The sequence below is a fragment of the Moraxella sp. HMSC061H09 genome, assembly GCF_001809255.1.
Lineage (GTDB): Bacteria > Pseudomonadota > Gammaproteobacteria > Pseudomonadales > Moraxellaceae > Moraxella > Moraxella catarrhalis.
The window spans coordinates 97,769-115,408 of the sequence record NZ_KV796834.1 but is presented as its reverse complement, the minus strand read 5'-3'; the positions used below and the strand labels follow the sequence as shown (position 1 = coordinate 115,408).

Below are 17,640 nucleotides of genomic sequence, written 5' to 3'. Positions count from 1 at the left end.
CCCTTCAAAAGACCTGCCACGCCTTGGGTTAGCCCCTTGACGATACTGTCTTTACGCTCAAGCATCTTGGCAATGTCAATATTAACATCACCTGTTGTGATACCGTGGTCAGTCAATTCATGCTTGGTCGCCTCAAAGCGGTGTGAGCTGTCAAGTAAGGCTTTTGATGGGATACAGCCCACATTTAGGCAAGTACCACCAAGAGCAGGTTCGCCTTTATGTACACGCTTTTCGATACAAGCAACACTAAAGCCCAGCTGTGCCCCACGAATCGCTGCTTCATAGCCACCAGGACCGCCACCAATTACAACTAAATCATAAGAATTTTTCATCATATTCTCTTTTTTTCTCTATGTTAAAAACACACAAAGAATTGTCAGAACGCCTCCAACAATCCTTTGCAAAAACCATCTGTCAAACCTTATAGGTCAAGTAGTAGCATTGATGGATCTTCAATCAACTCCTTAATTGTCACTAGGAATTGAACTGCTTCTTTGCCATCAATCAAACGGTGATCATAAGATAACGCAAGATACATCATCGGTAGGATAACAACTTCGCCATCAACTGCCATTGGACGCTCATTGATTGCATGCATGCCCAAAATTGCAGTTTGTGGTGGGTTGATGATTGGTGTTGATAACAATGAACCAAACACACCGCCATTGGTAATGGTAAATGTACCGCCAGTCATCTCCTCAATGCTCAGTTTACCATCACGCGCCTTAGTTGCATAATCACGAATGCCCGCCTCAACATCTGCCATACTCATGCGATCAGTATCACGCAGCACTGGCACAACCAAGCCACGATCACTTGATACCGCCACACCCACATCATAATAGCCATGATAAATGATATCGCTACCATCAATCGATGCATTCACTGCTGGGAAACGCTTCAAGGCTTCGGTGGCAGCCTTAACAAATAATGACATAAAGCCAAGTTTAACGCCATGACGCTTCTCAAAACGATCTTTGTATTTGGCACGCAAATCCATCAACGGCTTCATATTAACTTCATTAAATGTCGTCAACATCGCAGTTTCTTGAGTGGCTGACAATAGTCGTTCAGCGATACGCTTACGCAGACGAGTCATCGGCTCACGCTTTTCGATACGCTGACCAACAGCTGTGGCAATCACTTGACCGTTATCAGCTTTTAGGGTAGGGTTAATCATATCAGATTTGGTCACCCGACCGCCACGCCCTGAGCCTTGAACATCAGCAGGATTAACACCAGTTTCTTTGGCGGCTTTTCTGACTGCTGGGCTGTGATCTTTATATTCAGCTTCTGATGTTGCTGATTCATCTTTTGGTTGTACTGGTGCTGCAACCGATGCTGGATCAATGGTTGTGCCTTTATCAGCTTCGTCTTTTGACAGCTCACCATCTTTTGATGGTGCTTCACCTGCTGGTGCTGACGCACCCGCCTCAAAAATTGCAACCACTTCTGCCGATAATACGGTATCATCCACATTCTTAACGATACTGGTAATCACACCATTGTCAGGCGCAACAATCTCCAAAACTACTTTATCAGTCTCAACTTCAGCCAAAAGTTGGTCACGGCTAACGGCTTCACCTTCAGCAACATGCCATTCAACGATCGTACCATCTTGTACTGATTCTGGAAATACAGGGGCTTTAATTTCAGCCATAATAAACTCCTTCAAGTTTATAAATCAAAATATGTTATTTTAAATACTAAATGTTATTAGCCAAAACGCACACGGCACTTTGGCTAATGAATGTTACTTCAAGGCTTCCACTGTCACACCCAAGGCTTCAGCAATCAAAGCTTTTTGTTGTTCGGTGTGCAGTTTTGGTGAGCCTGTCGCAGGTGCAGCAGCGGCAGGACGCGCCGAAGGTGTAATAATTTTTGCCTTCGTTGGTGCAGGTACTACCATACGGAATAGCTCAGGTGCTAAGTAATACCAAGCACCTTGATTCAGCGGCTCTTCTTGTGCCCACATGATTTCTTCTAAGTTTGGATACTTGTCAATTTCAGCCAAGATGCGTTCTTCAGGCAACGGATACAGCTGCTCAATACGAACAATAGCGATATGCTCTTGACCCAGTTTGCGACGCTGATCGAGCAAATCATAATACACTTTACCGCCACAAAGTACCAAGCGTGTCACCTGCTCATGATTGATTGAATCAATTTCAGGCAAGACAGTTTCAAATTTGCCCGATGCCAATTCTTCTAAATTAGAGGTTGCAAGTGGATGTCTAAGCAAGCTCTTAGGCGACATCACAATCAATGGTTTGCGGATTGGGCGTACTACCTGACGGCGTAAGGCATGGAAAATCTGTGCTGGCGTTGTTGGCGTAATGACCTGCATATTATCCTCAGCACACAGCTGCAAGAAACGCTCCAGACGCGCTGATGAATGCTCAGGACCTTGACCCTCAAAACCATGAGGTAAAAGCATCGTCAAACCACAAACACGCTGCCATTTGGTTTCACCAGATGAAATAAACTGATCGATCACCACCTGTGCACCGTTCACAAAGTCGCCAAACTGTGCTTCCCAAATAATCAATGCATTCGGCACTGTGGTGGCATAGCCATATTCAAAAGCCAATACCGCCTCTTCTGATAGCAGTGAATTATAAGTGGCAAAGCGTGCTTGGTCTTTGGTGATATGTTGCAGAGGAATATACATACTGCCATCATTCATATTATACAGTTCTGAATGACGATGTGAGAATGTGCCACGACCGACATCCTCGCCTGTAATACGCACCAATGAACCTTCAGCAGCAAGGCTAGCATATGCCAAAGTCTCAGCAGCGCCCCAGTTAAGAGGTTCTTCACCAGTTTGCATCGCCAAACGCTGCTCAACGACTTTCGCCACTTGACGCTGCAGGGTAAACCCTTCAGGGATTTTTGCCATCGCACGACCATAGGATTTGAGCTTTTCGATATCGACGCCCGTTTCCCAGTCGTCTTGCAAATCGTGACCTAAATAAGGCTTCCAATCAACGAACAGTTCAGTATTTGGCTCGCTGACCAAACCGCCTGCAACAAACTCACCACGATCCAATAGTTCACGATAGTCATCTTCAAGCTTGGCACCCTGCTCATGAGTAATGATACCCTCTTGAACCAATTGCTCAACATATTGGGCACGCGTGGTCGGTAGTTTTTTGATGACTGCATACATCAAAGGCTGTGTCGCAGATGGCTCGTCAGATTCGTTATGACCATTACGGCGATAACAGAAAATATCTAGCATAACATCTTTGCCAAATTCACGGCGGTAATCCACAGCCAATTGAGAGGCAAATACGACCGCTTCAGGGTCATCGCCATTGACATGCAAAATCGGTGCATGAACCATTTTGGCAACATCAGTACAATACTCTGTCGAGCGAGCGTCTTCAATACGAGAAGTGGTAAAGCCAACTTGGTTATTGATGACAATATGAACCGTACCGCCAGTCTTATAGGCGCGTGTTTGAGACATTTGGAAAGTCTCTTGGTTAACACCCTGACCTGCCAGTGCGGCATCTCCATGCACCACCAAAGGCAAAACCGTACTGTTATCAATTTGTAAGCCATATTTTTCAGAACGGCGTGCTTGGCGTGCTCTTACCGAACCTTGAAGCACGGGAGAGACAATCTCAAGGTGTGATGGGTTAAATGCCAATGCCAAGTGCATCTCACCGCCTGGTGTCATGACATTAGATGAAAAACCATTGTGATATTTTACATCCCCTGAACCATTAACAGGCTGCACTTTACCATCAAATTCATCAAACAAATCGCTTGGTTTTTTGCCCAAAATATTGACCAAAAGATTCAAACGGCCACGGTGTGCCATACCAATGACAACCTCTTTTGAGCCATGAGTACCTGCGCGTTGTACCATCTCATGCACTGCAGGAATGAAGCTTTCGCCACCTTCTAGGCCAAAACGCTTGACACCTGTATATTTACGAGCTAAGTATTTTTCCAAACCTTCAGCCGCTGTTAGACGCTCTAGAATTTCTAATTTTTTATCTTTGTCAAATTTGATATGGCCGTGATTTGACTCGATATAATTTTCGATCCAACGCTTTTCAACCCCCTGAAAAACATGCATATATTCATAACCAATGCTTTGGCAATACACACGCTCTAAGATTTCGATAATTTCACGCAATTTAGCTTCTGATTTCCCAATCGCCAAATCATTGGTTGGAAATGTGGTGTCCAAATCTGACTCCGCCAACCCATGAAATGCCAAAGTCAAATCCTCAACCTCTGGACGCGGATGTAGCCCCAATGGATCAAGATTTGCCTTGCGATGACCACGGCGACGATAGGCAGAAATTAATGCCTGCACCGCCATTTGTTTAGGATGATGCTCGACAGATGAGTCGCTTGATTTTGCGGTCAATCCTGATTGGTTGCGTGCCAACAATAAAAACTGCTCTTTGATTGCATTGTGTGGTGCATCATCATCTTGACGATAAGTAGCAAAATAATCTTGCCACTCTTTGCTCACACTTTGGCTGTCTGCCATATATTGTTCATACAGTGCTTCGACATAGGCTGCACTGTCTGCCGCCAATTCGGTGTTTGCAAAGGCCACCGTATCTTTACTACTGTTTGTCATTCGTTTTTCGCCATTTTATTAAAAAAGTTGATGTGCCATGCTCTTGACAACCATGGCTGTCAATCTGTATCAAAACTGACACATAGGTATGCATAGTGTACGCCATTTGGATAAAGATAACAAGGGTGATAATTACCCTAAAATACAATTATCCTTATAAAGCCAAAAAAGCGTAGATACTTTTACCTGAGTATAAACTTACGATCACCAAGGCTAATTTTTAGTGTTATATGCAACAATGGATAACATTATTAAGATTTATTTCATTTTATCAAAATACTATCAAAGATACGCATGCCCTGATATGGCGATCTTAGTGATACCAATATAAAAAGCCGCACCCAGCGATACGGCTTTTTATAGATTTAAAATATGCTTAAAGTTTGATTATCCTGCTTGATCTAAAAGCATATTACGAATATGACCGATGGCTTTGGTTGGGTTTAACCCCTTGGGGCAAACGCTGACACAGTTCATAATACCACGGCAACGGAATAAGCTAAATGGGTCATCTAAGCGAGCCAAACGAGCTTGGGTGTCGGTATCACGACTATCAATAATAAAACGATAGCCATTTAATAATGCAGATGGGCCTAAGAATTTATCAGGATTCCACCAAAATGATGGGCAAGCCGTTGAACAGCACGCACACAAGATACACTCGTAAAGACCGTTCATTTTTTCACGCTCTTCTGGTGATTGCAATCGCTCTTTAGGCGGTGCAGGCTGGTTATTAATTAAATATGGATGAACTTTTTCATACTGTTCATAAAATTGGTTCATATCCACAACCAAATCTTTAATCACAGGCAACCCTGGTAAAGGTCGGATGGTGATTTTGTTTGGCAAAGTATTCATATTAATCAAGCATGCCAAACCATTTTTGCCATTGATATTCATACCATCAGAGCCACAAATACCCTCACGGCACGAGCGGCGGAAAGTTAAGGTTTCATCTTCACGCTTTAGGCGAAGTAAAACATCAAGCAACATACGGTCTGAATCTAGTAATTCAACGGTATATGACTGCATATAAGGGGCATTATCTTTGTCTGGGTCATAGCGATAAATCTCTACGATACGGGTGCCTCGACTCATGATTTTTCTCCAGTAATAATTTGGATAGGATTGGCGTCACGCCAACCCTCCGATATTTGGCTTAGGGTGATTAGAAAGTCCGAACACGCGGCACACAATAATCAACCGTCAATGGCTGCTTACGAACTGGCTTATACACAACTTTATTACCCTCTGAATACCAAATTGTGTGCTTCATCCATTCGCTATCATTACGGCCAAGTGGTGCTGGCTCATAATCTGCTGGATGCTCATAATCAACCACCATATGTGCACCACGACATTCGTGACGCAGAGACGCAGAAATCATAGTTGCTTTTGCAACTTCATATAAGTTTGCTACCTCAAGTGCCTCAATACGGGCGGTATTAAAGACAGCTGATTTATCTGCCAAATGGATTTGCTCAACTTTTGGGGCAAGTGCCATGATTTTTTGTACACCTTCATCCATCAGTGCCTGAGTACGAAACACGCCAGCATGAGACTGCATGGTATTACGAATCTCATCAGCAACCTCTTGGGCATTGTAGCCTTCGGTAGAGTTTTGTAGCTTATCAAGACGAGACTGGGTAAAATCTAGCACCCGTGGATTAAGCGGCTTATAATTACGCCCCGTTTGGTTAAATTCATCAATGATGTGCTGACCTGCTGCACGACCAAACACCACCAAATCAAGCAGTGAGTTAGTACCTAAGCGGTTGGCACCATGAACAGATACACACGCACACTCACCAATGGCATAAAGACCTTTAACAATGCGACCTTCGGTATATAGACCCTGTTCATCAACAGGACCTTCTAGGTTTGGTACAGTAACCTGACCGTGAATGTTGGTTGGAATACCACCCATCATATAATGGATAGTCGGCACAACAGGCACAGGTTCTTTGGTAATATCCACATTACCAAAGTTTTTGCTAATCTCAAACACTGACGGCAAGCGCTTCATCAGCGTAGCAGCACCTAAGTGCGTCATGTCCATGACAATGTAATCACCATTGGGACCACAACCACGACCCTCTTTAATCTCTTGGTCCATAGAGCGAGAGACGAAATCACGAGGGGCCAAATCTTTTAGAGTTGGGGCATAACGCTCCATGAATGCTTCGCCATGCTTATTGCGTAAAATTGCACCCTCACCACGACAGCCTTCGGTCAATAGGACGCCAGCTCCTGCCACACCTGTTGGGTGAAATTGCCAAAATTCCATGTCTTGCAAAGGAATGCCAGCACGCACCGCCATGCCCAAGCCATCTCCTGTATTAATATAAGCATTGGTTGATGCTTTAAAGATACGACCTGCACCACCTGTTGCTAATACTGTGGTATTGGCTTGGAAAACCGAAATATTACCTGTTTCTTGGTCTAGGGCGATCACGCCATTAATATTACCTTCATCATCTTTAATCAAGTCGAGCGCAATCCACTCCACAAAAAACTGTGTGCCTTTTTCAAGATTTTTTTGGTATAAGGTATGCAAAAGCGCATGACCTGTACGGTCGGCGGCAGCACACGCACGAGGCACAGGTTTTTCGCCATAATTTGAGCTGTGACCACCAAATGGGCGCTGGTAAATCGTACCATCTGCGTTACGGTCAAAGGGCATGCCCATGTGTTCTAGCTCATAAACGACCTTAGGTGCTTCACGGCACATATATTCAATGGCATCTTGGTCACCTAACCAGTCAGAGCCTTTGACGGTATCATAAAAATGAAAATGCCAGTTATCAGGACTCATATTACCCAAAGATGCACCGATACCACCTTGGGCTGCAACGGTATGTGAGCGAGTGGGGAAAACTTTGGTAATGACAGCGACTTTCATACCACCATTGACTAATTGCAATGACGCACGCATGCCTGAACCACCACCGCCAACGATGACGGCATCAAAGTTTAGCGTTGGGATATTATTAATTGTGTTATCTTGGTTTGTTGCCATGTTAATTCCTAATGATTGCATATTGCATTTGGTATTCGTATGTTGAAGCTTTGGTTAATTACCAAAAAATCATCACGCCCCAAAACAGATAGACCAAAACAGCGATAATGACCAAAGATTGGATGACCAAACGCAAACCTGATGATTTGACATAATCCGTCAAAACCGTCCACATGCCCACCCATGCGTGAAATACCAATGATAAAATCGCCACCAAGCTAAATAGCTTCATTGGTAGACTTAGCATAAAGCCTTGCCAGCTTTCAAAATTCACATCATTGAATAGGAAAAAGCCTACCATAACAACGCTATAAACTGCTAAGACAACCGCACTAATACGCTGTAAAATCCAATCTCGTGAACCTGAACCTGTCAAGCCAGTCGCACTTTTAATACCAGAATTATTTCTCATTAGAACATCACCCATACAAACGATGCGACAATCAGTACAGCCGCGATTACAAAACTAATCACCGCAGCAGTACGCCCAGATTTAAGCTCTTCATTCATGCCAGCATCAGCAAGCAAATGCTTGATACCCATAACAAAATGGTAAGCGGTTGCCGCCACAAAAATCCATGCCACAAAACGCAGGGCGATATTGTTAAATACAGCAGCAAAACTATCAGCTGATGATAATGAAGTTTGAAGAATACACAACATGACAGGCACAAGCAAAAACAGCACAATGCCTGACACACGATGCAAAATAGAAGCCATAGCAATCGGTGATTTTGAGTTCACCGCAATCACTTGGCTTAATGGTAGGTTAATCGGTCGGTTGCTTTTCACAGCGGGCATCCTTATCTAATTTACGCCGAAAAATGGCAAGGAGTAGCTGGCTGGCTTATCAATCGGGCAGTAGATACATAGGTAAATACGCAAAAAATACCGCCCAATCAATTCTCACAACTCATCACAGGTCATGAGCTTTCAGCGAGCACCACAAAAAAATGCACAATCTTATCACGATAACCAATCACCAAACCATCAAAATTTCATGGTCTTATTATAGAGTCAATGTGTACTTATCAACAACGACTTATCATTAAAATTGATTGGTAGAAGCTTAATTTTCTGATAACTACGATTGATTATCGTTTAGAAAAATGCGAACATAAATGACCTAAATTATAAAACGCTTACTCAATAATTACAAACAAAATCCCAAACTTTGTGCAAAATTTCCGAAATTTTTCCAAAAAATACCTCACAAATGCGTGAATTAATTGTTACAAACAGTGTCAGGCTTTGAAAATTGCTTGCCAAGTAAGCAAATTGCCCCTAAAATCCAAGTTGAGCCAGTGGGTGAATGTTCACTAATTTTGTTCTTGATACGAAAAAGTCTTGTAACTTTATCAAAGTTTTTGTATTATCCAATTTTGTATTATCCAAAAGGTTCACTATTGATCGTGCCTACATGCAGATATGAATATATAACAAAACAAGGACGCCACACGATTTGGGCTAATGGCTTAGCCAATTTGTGTGAAATTATTCATCTGATTGTATTTGTATCTTATATGGTGCTAGCACCCACAAGGAAGTATGGTGACTGTTGTCATGTACAATACAAGGTTTTCAGATGATTTTAACCATAGATGAGGTCAATTATGTCAAAGAAAGTTACTCTTACCGTTGACGGTACCGAATACGACATGCCCGTGCTGGAGAGCACTTTGGGTCGTCCAGTACTGGACATTAGTGCTGTTGCCAAAGCAGGTTTATGGACTTATGATCCTGGCTTTATGGCGACTGCACCAGTAGAATCTGCCATCACTTTTATTGATGGTGAAAAAGGCGAGCTTTTACATCGTGGCTATGCCATTGACGACTTAGCATCCAAGGCTGAGTATTTAGAAGTTTGTTATGCGTTATTATACGGCGATTTGCCCAACGCCGAACAAAAACAAGCATTTTATCAACGCATCTCTGATCATATGTCTGTACACGATCAGTTGCGTAAATTCTTTGAGGGTTTCCGCCGTGATGCTCACCCAATGGCAATCATGGTTGGCGTGGTGGGTGCACTGTCAGCGTTCTATCACAACCATTTGGATATCTCCGATGCTGAGCATCGTGACAATACTGCCGTGGATTTGATTGCAAAAGTACCAACCCTTGCTGCGATGAGCTATAAATACTCAATCGGCGAGCCATTCATGTATCCACGCAAAGATTTTAGCTATGCTGAAAACTTCTTGTATATGATGTTTGCCACACCAGGTGAACCAGATTATAAAGTCAATCCTGTGCTTGTCAAAGCGATGGATAAAATCTTTACCCTACACGCTGACCACGAACAAAACGCATCCACTTCTACCGTACGCTTGGCAGGCTCAACAGGTGCCAACCCATACGCATGTATCGCAGCGGGTATCGTAGCACTTTGGGGACCATCGCATGGCGGTGCTAACGAAGCTGTTCTTGAGATGCTTGATGAAATCGGCTCTGTTGAACATGTCGAAGAATTTATGGAAAAAGTTAAGCGTAAAGAAGTCAAATTAATGGGCTTTGGTCATCGTGTCTATCGCAACTTTGATCCACGCGCCAAAGTCATGAAAGAGACATGTGATGAGGTTTTGGGCGCTTTGGGCATCAATGATCCTAAACTCGAGCTTGCGATGAAACTTGAAAAAATCGCCCTAGAAGATCCGTATTTTGTTGAGCGTAAACTCTATCCAAATGTTGACTTCTACTCTGGCATCATCCTAAAAGCCATCGGTATCCCAACCTCAATGTTTACCGTAATCTTTGCCTTGGCGCGTACTGCTGGCTGGATTGCTCACTGGACAGAAATGCACTCAGAGTCTTTTAAAATCGGTCGTCCACGCCAGCGTTACACTGGCGAGACGCATCGTGAGTTCGTACCTGTGGACAAACGTAAATAATCCGCTTTATACGGATTTACTATAAAAATTTCCCCAAGTGATCGCTTGGGGAAATTTTTTGTGTTATAGATATCATCATCCCTAGCACCATACTGACCAAATCGCCAGAGTGTAAATCCTAGCAAGAAAGTGTTACACACAAATACTGGTCCTACCCAAAAGCATGGGTTTATAATAATACGATCAATCACCACCAAGGAGCCTGACATGATCATCAACAAACCTCTGCTTGCCATCGCTTTTGCTACTGCCTTGAGTGCTTGTAGTCAGCCCACCGCTGGCACTGAGCAAACAGCTGCACTAAGCACACAAAATGCACAAGAGACGCAGCACGCAGCACACGCCCATCACGATACCAGCATGCCGATGGCTGCACACACCAGCGAGTACATGCAGTCGATGAACACCATGCACGATGCGATGATGGCAGCTGCCACCAAAGCTCATGCCGATGTCGCTTTCGTTGAAGGGATGATCCCGCATCACCAAGGGGCGATACAGATGGCACAGATCGAGCTAAAATACGGCAAAGATGCCGCCATGCGTAAGCTTGCCCAAGACATCATCGATACACAACAAACCGAGATTGAATTTATGCAAAATTGGCTGACTACCGCCCAAGATAAAGATGCCATCGATGCCAATAGCGAGCACGCCAAAGCCTATCTTAGCGACATGAGTATACATGATGCGATGATGACAGGGGTACATCACGAAGATGCTGACATCGCCTTTGCCCAAGGGATGATTCCGCATCACCAAGGGGCGATACAGATGGCACAGATCGAGCTAAAATACGGCAAAGATGCCGCCATGCGTAAGCTTGCCCAAGACATCATCGACGCCCAAAACCCAGAGATTGCACTGATGAAACAGTGGCTCGGCAGTCGTGGTATCAGCCAATAATCAAACAAAAAACCCATCAAGCAATCACGCTTGATGGGCTTGGCAAGTCAGATGAGCGAATTATTTACCCAATCCTGCCTGCTGTAACAGCGCACCAAAGCTGCCCATCGTTTTGGCAGGTTTGGCGGTAGATTTTGGTTTGTCTTGGCGAGCAGGTTTGCGATCTGCTTTGGGCTTATGATTTGCCGATTTGTCTGCTTTATCCGCCTTGGCTGACTGATTAGCTTTGGCAGATTTTTCAGATTTCATACTAAAGCCAATACGCCCACGCACTTCATCCACCGAAATAACCCGAACTGTAACAATATCTTGAGGCTTAACAACATCAGCAGGGTTGGTCACAAAACCATCTGATAGCTCTGAGATATGCACTAAGCCATCTTGATGCACGCCAACATCGACAAAACAGCCAAAAGCGGTCACATTGGTCACGACACCCTCAAGGGTCATACCTACTTTTAAGTCTTTGATTTCATTAACATCATCACGAAACTTGGCAGTACGAAACTCTCCACGAGGGTCATGTGCAGGTTTGGCAAGCTCATTTAAAACTGTTGCCAATTGGCTAAAATTATCCGAGCTGTCATTAAGCGCTTTGGTCAAGCTCTCATTGCCCAACACCTCATCTAGTGATTTACCATGCTGAGTTAAAATTTCATATACCAATCCGTAGCTTTCAGGGTGGACACCAGTAGCGTCCAGTGGTTCATCACCCTCTTTGATACGCAAAAACCCTGCTGCTTGCTCAAAAGTTTTGACGCCCAAGCGTGGTACATTTTTTAGTGCTTCACGGTTAGTAAAAGCACCATGTGCACGACGATACTCAACAATTTGTTGGGCAACATTTTTATTAAGCCCTGAGATATGAGCTAAAATTGCAGGGCTTGCGGTATTGACATCTACCCCCACCGCATTGACACAGTCTTCGGTTACCTTGTCTAAACTGCTTTCAAGCTCAGTTTGATTGACATCGTGCTGATACTGACCGACGCCGATCGCTTTTGGCTCAACCTTGACCAATTCTGATAACGGATCTTGTAAGCGGCGTGCAATCGACACAGCACCACGCACCGACACATCCAAATCAGGCAACTCTTGGGAGGCGATTTCGCTGGCTGAATAAACCGATGCACCCGCCTCTGAGACCACCAATGCCTGAGTAGATAAAGAAGCTTCACGAATGATTGATTTCACCAGCTCTTCACTTTCTCGGCTGGCAGTACCATTACCAATAGCGACCAATTCAACCTGATGCGTCTTAATCAGCGTCTCAATGCGATCTTTGGCTTCGGCCAGTTTATGGTGCGGCTTAAAAGGATAGACCGTATCAGTTGCCAACACCTCACCCATGCCATCAATCACCGCCATCTTGACGCCATGACTATAGCCCGGATCCACCCCCAAAATCGCCTTACGACCCGTTGGAGCAACCATAAGTAGATGCTTGAGATTCTCTGCAAAAACAGCGATGGCATCCGCCTCTGCTGCCAAGCGACGCTCGGTTAAGAGGCGGTGCTCAATCTGTGAACGCCACTTAACCAGCCAAAGTTTTTTGGCGGTCTCGGTCAAAAATTCACCATTAGCAGCTTTTGGGTCAATCTCAAAATGACGCATGATCATCTCAATAAATGGTTCATCTTCACCATCAACATGTAACACCAATACATTTTGTTGACGCCCACGCAACATAGCAAGCAGGCGGTGATTTGATAGCTTGGCAAATGGTTCGGTATGCTCAAAATAGTCTTTGAATTTTTCGCCCGCTTCACGCTTTTCTTCACCGATTAATTCAGAGCGAATGCTTGCCGTGGCATTAAATCCAGTGCGTACCTTGTCCAATAAGTCCAATGCTGTCGCCCATTCATCCAAAATAATCGCCTGAATGCCGACGATTTGTTTATCAAAATCACCAAAATCAGCCTCGAAAGTTTCGCCTTTATCATCGGTCAGCGTCTCAGGTGATACATAGCCCTCAAGTGCTTCTGCTGGGCTTTGACCTGCCAAAACAGCATGTGCAATTGGTTCAAGTCCTGCCAATTTTGCGCGTGCAGCCACAGAGCGACGGCGTGGACGATAAGGCTGATAAATCTCTTCAAGCTCAAGCTTGGTTGAGGCGGTATTCACCCGTTCAGCAAGCTCATCCGTCATGACATTTTGAGCGGCCAACAAACCTAGGATTTTTTGGCGGCGTGCTGCCAAATCTCGCTCAATGATGAGTGATTTTTCAAGTTCACGCAAAATCTCATCATCTAGGCCGCCAGTATGCTCTTTGCGATAGCGAGCAATAAAAGGAACGCTTGCCCCTTCATCATAAAGTCTAGCAAATACTTCAACCTGAGTGCTTTTGATGGCATGCGTTGCAGCAAGTTTGGCATAAATGGCTTGATGGTCGATTTGAATGTCGGTATCAGTCGTTGTGTTGGTCATAAGGATTCTTTTAATTACGCCGATTGGCAGGAAATGTTTACCTATTATACCAACTTTCACTCAAAACACCAAAGCCCAGCGCTCAAAGTCTACCGACAGCCTTTAAAATATCCTTTAAAATACCATCAAAACTTTCAGGCAGTTTTGACCAAATCTCAAAGAAAATTAACATAAAACTAGTGACATTTTACTGTGCAATATTGTACACTAAGACTATTGAGCCGACTTGATACAGTCGGTATATGATGATAAGGAAGATGATATGACAGACATATTAGATACGATGACGCACCGTATTTTGGTGGTAGATGACGATGCTCGGCTACGAACACTGTTGCAACGCTTTTTGGAAGATGATGGTTATGTGGTGCGTGTTGCACATGATGGTAAGCAGATGGATAAACTCATCGCGCGTGAGATGTTTTCTTTGATTGTTTTAGATTTAATGCTCCCTGACGAAGATGGCATCGCAATTTGTAAGCGTCTGCGTGCAGAAAATTCAAGCATTCCCATCATCATGCTCACCGCCAAAGGCTCTGATGCGGATCGCATTGCAGGACTTGAAGCAGGTGCTGATGACTATTTGCCAAAACCGTTTAACCCAAAAGAGCTGCTTGCACGTATCAAAGCGGTATTGCGTCGCCAAAATAGAGAACTGCCAGGCGCCCCAAGCCAACAAGTAGAAGTGGTAGAGTTTGGACCTTGGACACTGGATTTATCCACACGCACTCTCAAACGAGATGGTAATGTCGTTACCTTAACTACTGGTGAGTTTAGTGTTTTAAAAGCTTTGGTTCAGCACCCAAGAGAGCCTTTGACTCGTGATAAGCTCATGAATCTTGCGCGTGGTCGTGAGTGGGGTGCGATGGAGCGTTCTATTGATGTTCAGGTATCTCGCCTACGCAGATTGATCGAAGACAATCCTTCTCAAGCTCGCTATATCCAGACGGTTTGGGGCGTGGGCTATGTATTTGTGCCAGATGGTGCTGAAGGCTGATTAGCACATATGCCATAATGGGACAGTTTCGTCCCATCTTTATTTCATTGATAAGTCAAAATAACCATGAGACCGATTCATCAAATTCCAACCACGCTTGTTACAGGCTTTCTTGGTGCTGGCAAAACCACGCTCATCAACGCCCTAATTACTCATAAATCCCACCAAAGATGGGCGCTACTGCTGAATGAATTTGGTCAAATTGGTATAGACAGTGCGCTTGTGACCGATGATGACATCGCCATCAAAGAAGTTAATGGCGGCTGCATCTGTTGCACAGGTCAACTGCCCTTGCAAGTTGCACTTGTCAGGCTCATTAATGAGCATCATCCTGATCGCCTAATTATTGAGCCGACAGGGCTTGCACACCCCAATGAGCTGTTAGATCAGCTGTCTGAACCACATTGGCAAACCACGCTTACGCTCAATGCCGTCATCTGTGTACTCAGCGCACCTCAGTGGCAACAAGAAAAATATCGCACTCATGATGGCTATATTGCCCATGTGCGTCACGCTGATATTGTTGCCATCAATCGCCATGATACACTCACAGATCATGAACGGCAGGCTTTAAGAGCGTGGATCAAAAGCATCAATGAGCATGCTGTCATCATCGATGAGGCACCTTTAAACCAAGAAATTGCTGAAATATTATTAACCACGCCACATAACGCTCAAAAGACGACTTGGCGGATTCGTTTGACAGCGTCAAACTCAATGATAACTCAAGCCACCGACAAAACTGCCAAGGAGTTAAATGATTTACCTTATCGGTATCATGAGCGACGAGCAGCACATCAAGTGGGCGGGTGGCGACTGCCTAGCACATGGCAATTTGATAGTTATCATCTACAAAAGTGGCTGTTATCTCGTCCGAATTATTTACGCATCAAGGGGGTTGTGCATACTTTAGAAGGCTGGCTTTTAATCAATATTACCCCCGAGAGTATCAATATCACAGACACCACCGCCCGAGATCACAGTAAGATTGAGCTGATATTTGAGGAAAAAAATGCCAAAGATGATGACTGTTGGCAAGTTTGGGATCGTGAATTGATGGATTTGGCGTAAACTGTGCATGACACTACTTAATAACAAGCAAAATTAATAACGAGCAAAAAAATACCTTGCATCAGCAAGGCATTTTAAGTATTGATATCATTAGCCATAATGGGCGTATTTTGGATCTGCCGCTGCTGTAAATAGCACATCAGTCGATGAATTAAGTGCCGTTTCGGCAGAGTCTTGTACCACGCCGATGATAAAGCCGATAGCAACCACTTGCATGGCGATATCATTTGGAATGTTAAATAAATTACACGCCAAAGGAATCAATAAAAGCGATCCGCCCGCCACGCCAGAAGCGCCACACGCTGACAAACTGCCGACAATCGCCAACAGTACCGCTGCACCAAAGCTAACCTCAATCCCTAAAGTGTGTGCTGCCGCCAAGGTTAAAATATTAATGGTAATCGCAGCACCCGCCATATTAATCGCCGAACCCAAAGGAATACTTACCGAATAAGTATCTTCGCTTAGACCCAATTTGCGTGCAAGGTTCATATTTACAGGGATATTCGCTGCTGATGAGCGTGTAAAAAATGCCGTCACACCAGACTCACGCAAGCAGGTGAATACTAAAGGATAAGGATTTTTGCGTGTCATCACCGCAACGATGATGGGATTCATCACCAAAGCAATAAACAGCATCGAGCCGACCAGTACCGCCAATAATCGTGCATAGCCCACCAGTGCTTGAATACCAGTTTCTGCCACAGTTGACGCCACCAGACCCAAAATCCCAAACGGTGCCAACGCAATAATCCATTTAACCACACTGGTTACCGCCATACCCAAATCTGACACCACGTGCAAAGTGGTCTCTGTGACATGGCGAAGCGCAAGACCAATCAGCACCGCCCAAGTCAAAATCCCCATATAATTGGCATTGGCCAATGATGCCACAGGGTTGGCAACCAAATTCATCACAAGATTGGTTAAAACTTCACGCAAGCTTTGGGGTGCAGCTTGCTCAATGCTTTCGATATTATTTAAGACCAGTTCTGTTGGGAACATAAAACTTGCACCTACAGCGACCAATGCTGCCGAAAATGTACCCACCAAATAAAGAAAAATAATCGGTTTAATACGACTGTCTGCACCGATACGCTGATTTGAAACCGCTGCCAATACCAACACAAACACCAGTATTGGTGCAACTGCCTTAAGTGCACCTACAAAAATTGAGCCCAAAATACCCAAACTTAAGCCAAAAGATGGGGCAACCACCCCAATTATCGTCCCAATCACCAGTGCCAACACAATCAGTGGCACCAAACCCAGACGCAAATAAGCATCTACAATTGAACGCATAATCACTCCTAAAATGACAAGAATCTATTCATCGTGCTTTGATTAATTCTTACTGGTCTAACAGCTTACTTTTACAGAATAAAAACTCATCTTCAGTAATAACACCTGTTTGTCTAAGATAAGCCAGCTTAGCCAATTCATTAGCCAGTGAGTCAGGCATTTCTTCAGCCCTGTCTCGTCTATCAAAGTTAATAAAAGAGATGTTATTTTTAATAATCCGTACTCCCCAATAAATGAGAATAAAGAAAAGTACAACAAAAATGAATTCCTCACTTATAACACCAAACACAATTAAAAGAATCGTGATGACCAAAGCTATTCTGTCTTTTTTACTGATGTCCATGTATCTGCCCACCCAAACCATAAAAGATATAACATAAACCAAAACAAAAAGACCAGTCAAGTCACTGGTTTGTAT

The 17,640-nt window shown here is 44.1% G+C and carries 14 protein-coding genes; 4 read left to right on the top strand and 10 right to left on the bottom strand.

From position 1 onward, the window contains the following. The 7 genes from HMPREF2573_RS09480 to sdhC form a co-directional block, all read right to left on the bottom strand. Nucleotides 1-332: FAD-dependent oxidoreductase (locus tag HMPREF2573_RS09480; RefSeq protein WP_228141141.1), on the bottom strand; the 332-nt coding region annotated here is incomplete at its 3' end. Between the two features lie 89 nt (nucleotides 333-421). After that, nucleotides 422-1,660, bottom strand: a complete 1,239-nt coding sequence (gene odhB / locus HMPREF2573_RS01005; RefSeq protein ID WP_003666545.1) for a 2-oxoglutarate dehydrogenase complex dihydrolipoyllysine-residue succinyltransferase — start codon at nucleotides 1,658-1,660, stop codon at nucleotides 422-424. 93 nt (nucleotides 1,661-1,753) lie between these two features. Continuing rightward, nucleotides 1,754-4,609 (bottom strand): 2-oxoglutarate dehydrogenase E1 component, encoded by a 2,856-nt coding sequence (locus tag HMPREF2573_RS01000; RefSeq protein WP_013107638.1) that lies wholly within the window; start codon nucleotides 4,607-4,609, stop codon nucleotides 1,754-1,756. A gap of 387 nt (nucleotides 4,610-4,996) precedes the next feature. Then, nucleotides 4,997-5,707 carry a succinate dehydrogenase iron-sulfur subunit gene (locus HMPREF2573_RS00995; RefSeq protein WP_003661014.1) on the bottom strand — a complete coding sequence of 237 codons (711 nt, stop codon included), beginning with the start codon at nucleotides 5,705-5,707 and terminating at the stop codon, nucleotides 4,997-4,999. Between the two features lie 70 nt (nucleotides 5,708-5,777). Next, entirely contained in the window at nucleotides 5,778-7,628 is a 1,851-nt protein-coding gene (sdhA, locus tag HMPREF2573_RS00990) for a succinate dehydrogenase flavoprotein subunit (RefSeq protein WP_004460856.1), read from the bottom strand. A 58-nt stretch (nucleotides 7,629-7,686) separates the two neighbouring features. Next, nucleotides 7,687-8,022, bottom strand: coding sequence for a succinate dehydrogenase, hydrophobic membrane anchor protein (gene sdhD, locus HMPREF2573_RS00985; RefSeq protein ID WP_187286500.1), 336 nt, complete (start codon nucleotides 8,020-8,022; stop codon nucleotides 7,687-7,689). Between the two features lie 17 nt (nucleotides 8,023-8,039). Then, entirely contained in the window at nucleotides 8,040-8,429 is a 390-nt protein-coding gene (sdhC, locus tag HMPREF2573_RS00980) for a succinate dehydrogenase, cytochrome b556 subunit (RefSeq protein ID WP_003661009.1), read from the bottom strand. Between the two features lie 800 nt (nucleotides 8,430-9,229). Between sdhC and gltA the strand changes: the two genes are divergently transcribed. Both gltA and HMPREF2573_RS00970 read left to right on the top strand, forming a co-directional pair. Beyond that, nucleotides 9,230-10,519, top strand: a complete 1,290-nt coding sequence (gene gltA, locus HMPREF2573_RS00975; protein ID WP_003661007.1) for a citrate synthase — start codon at nucleotides 9,230-9,232, stop codon at nucleotides 10,517-10,519. A gap of 207 nt (nucleotides 10,520-10,726) precedes the next feature. After that, nucleotides 10,727-11,425: a CopM family metallochaperone gene (locus tag HMPREF2573_RS00970; protein WP_003662116.1), complete on the top strand. Its 699-nt coding sequence runs from the start codon at nucleotides 10,727-10,729 to the stop codon at nucleotides 11,423-11,425. A gap of 60 nt (nucleotides 11,426-11,485) precedes the next feature. Here the strand turns inward: HMPREF2573_RS00970 and HMPREF2573_RS00965 are convergent, their stop codons facing one another. Beyond that, entirely contained in the window at nucleotides 11,486-13,852 is a 2,367-nt protein-coding gene (locus HMPREF2573_RS00965; protein ID WP_003672788.1) for a helix-hairpin-helix domain-containing protein, read from the bottom strand. Nucleotides 13,853-14,114: 262 nt separating this feature from the next. Here HMPREF2573_RS00965 and ompR point away from each other — a divergent pair, with 262 nt between their 5' ends. Together ompR and HMPREF2573_RS00955 are read left to right on the top strand one after the other, a co-directional pair. Continuing rightward, nucleotides 14,115-14,849 carry an osmolarity response regulator transcription factor OmpR gene (gene ompR / locus HMPREF2573_RS00960; RefSeq protein WP_003662120.1) on the top strand — a complete coding sequence of 245 codons (735 nt, stop codon included), beginning with the start codon at nucleotides 14,115-14,117 and terminating at the stop codon, nucleotides 14,847-14,849. 66 nt (nucleotides 14,850-14,915) lie between these two features. Next, nucleotides 14,916-15,920, top strand: a complete 1,005-nt coding sequence (locus tag HMPREF2573_RS00955) for a CobW family GTP-binding protein (RefSeq protein WP_003662122.1) — start codon at nucleotides 14,916-14,918, stop codon at nucleotides 15,918-15,920. A gap of 90 nt (nucleotides 15,921-16,010) precedes the next feature. Here the strand turns inward: HMPREF2573_RS00955 and sstT are convergent, their stop codons facing one another. After that, nucleotides 16,011-17,222, bottom strand: coding sequence for a serine/threonine transporter SstT (gene sstT, locus HMPREF2573_RS00950; RefSeq protein WP_003666027.1), 1,212 nt, complete (start codon nucleotides 17,220-17,222; stop codon nucleotides 16,011-16,013). A 49-nt stretch (nucleotides 17,223-17,271) separates the two neighbouring features. Further along, nucleotides 17,272-17,565 carry a hypothetical protein gene (locus HMPREF2573_RS00945; protein ID WP_003662127.1) on the bottom strand — a complete coding sequence of 98 codons (294 nt, stop codon included), beginning with the start codon at nucleotides 17,563-17,565 and terminating at the stop codon, nucleotides 17,272-17,274. Between the last annotated feature and the right edge of the window lie 75 nt (nucleotides 17,566-17,640).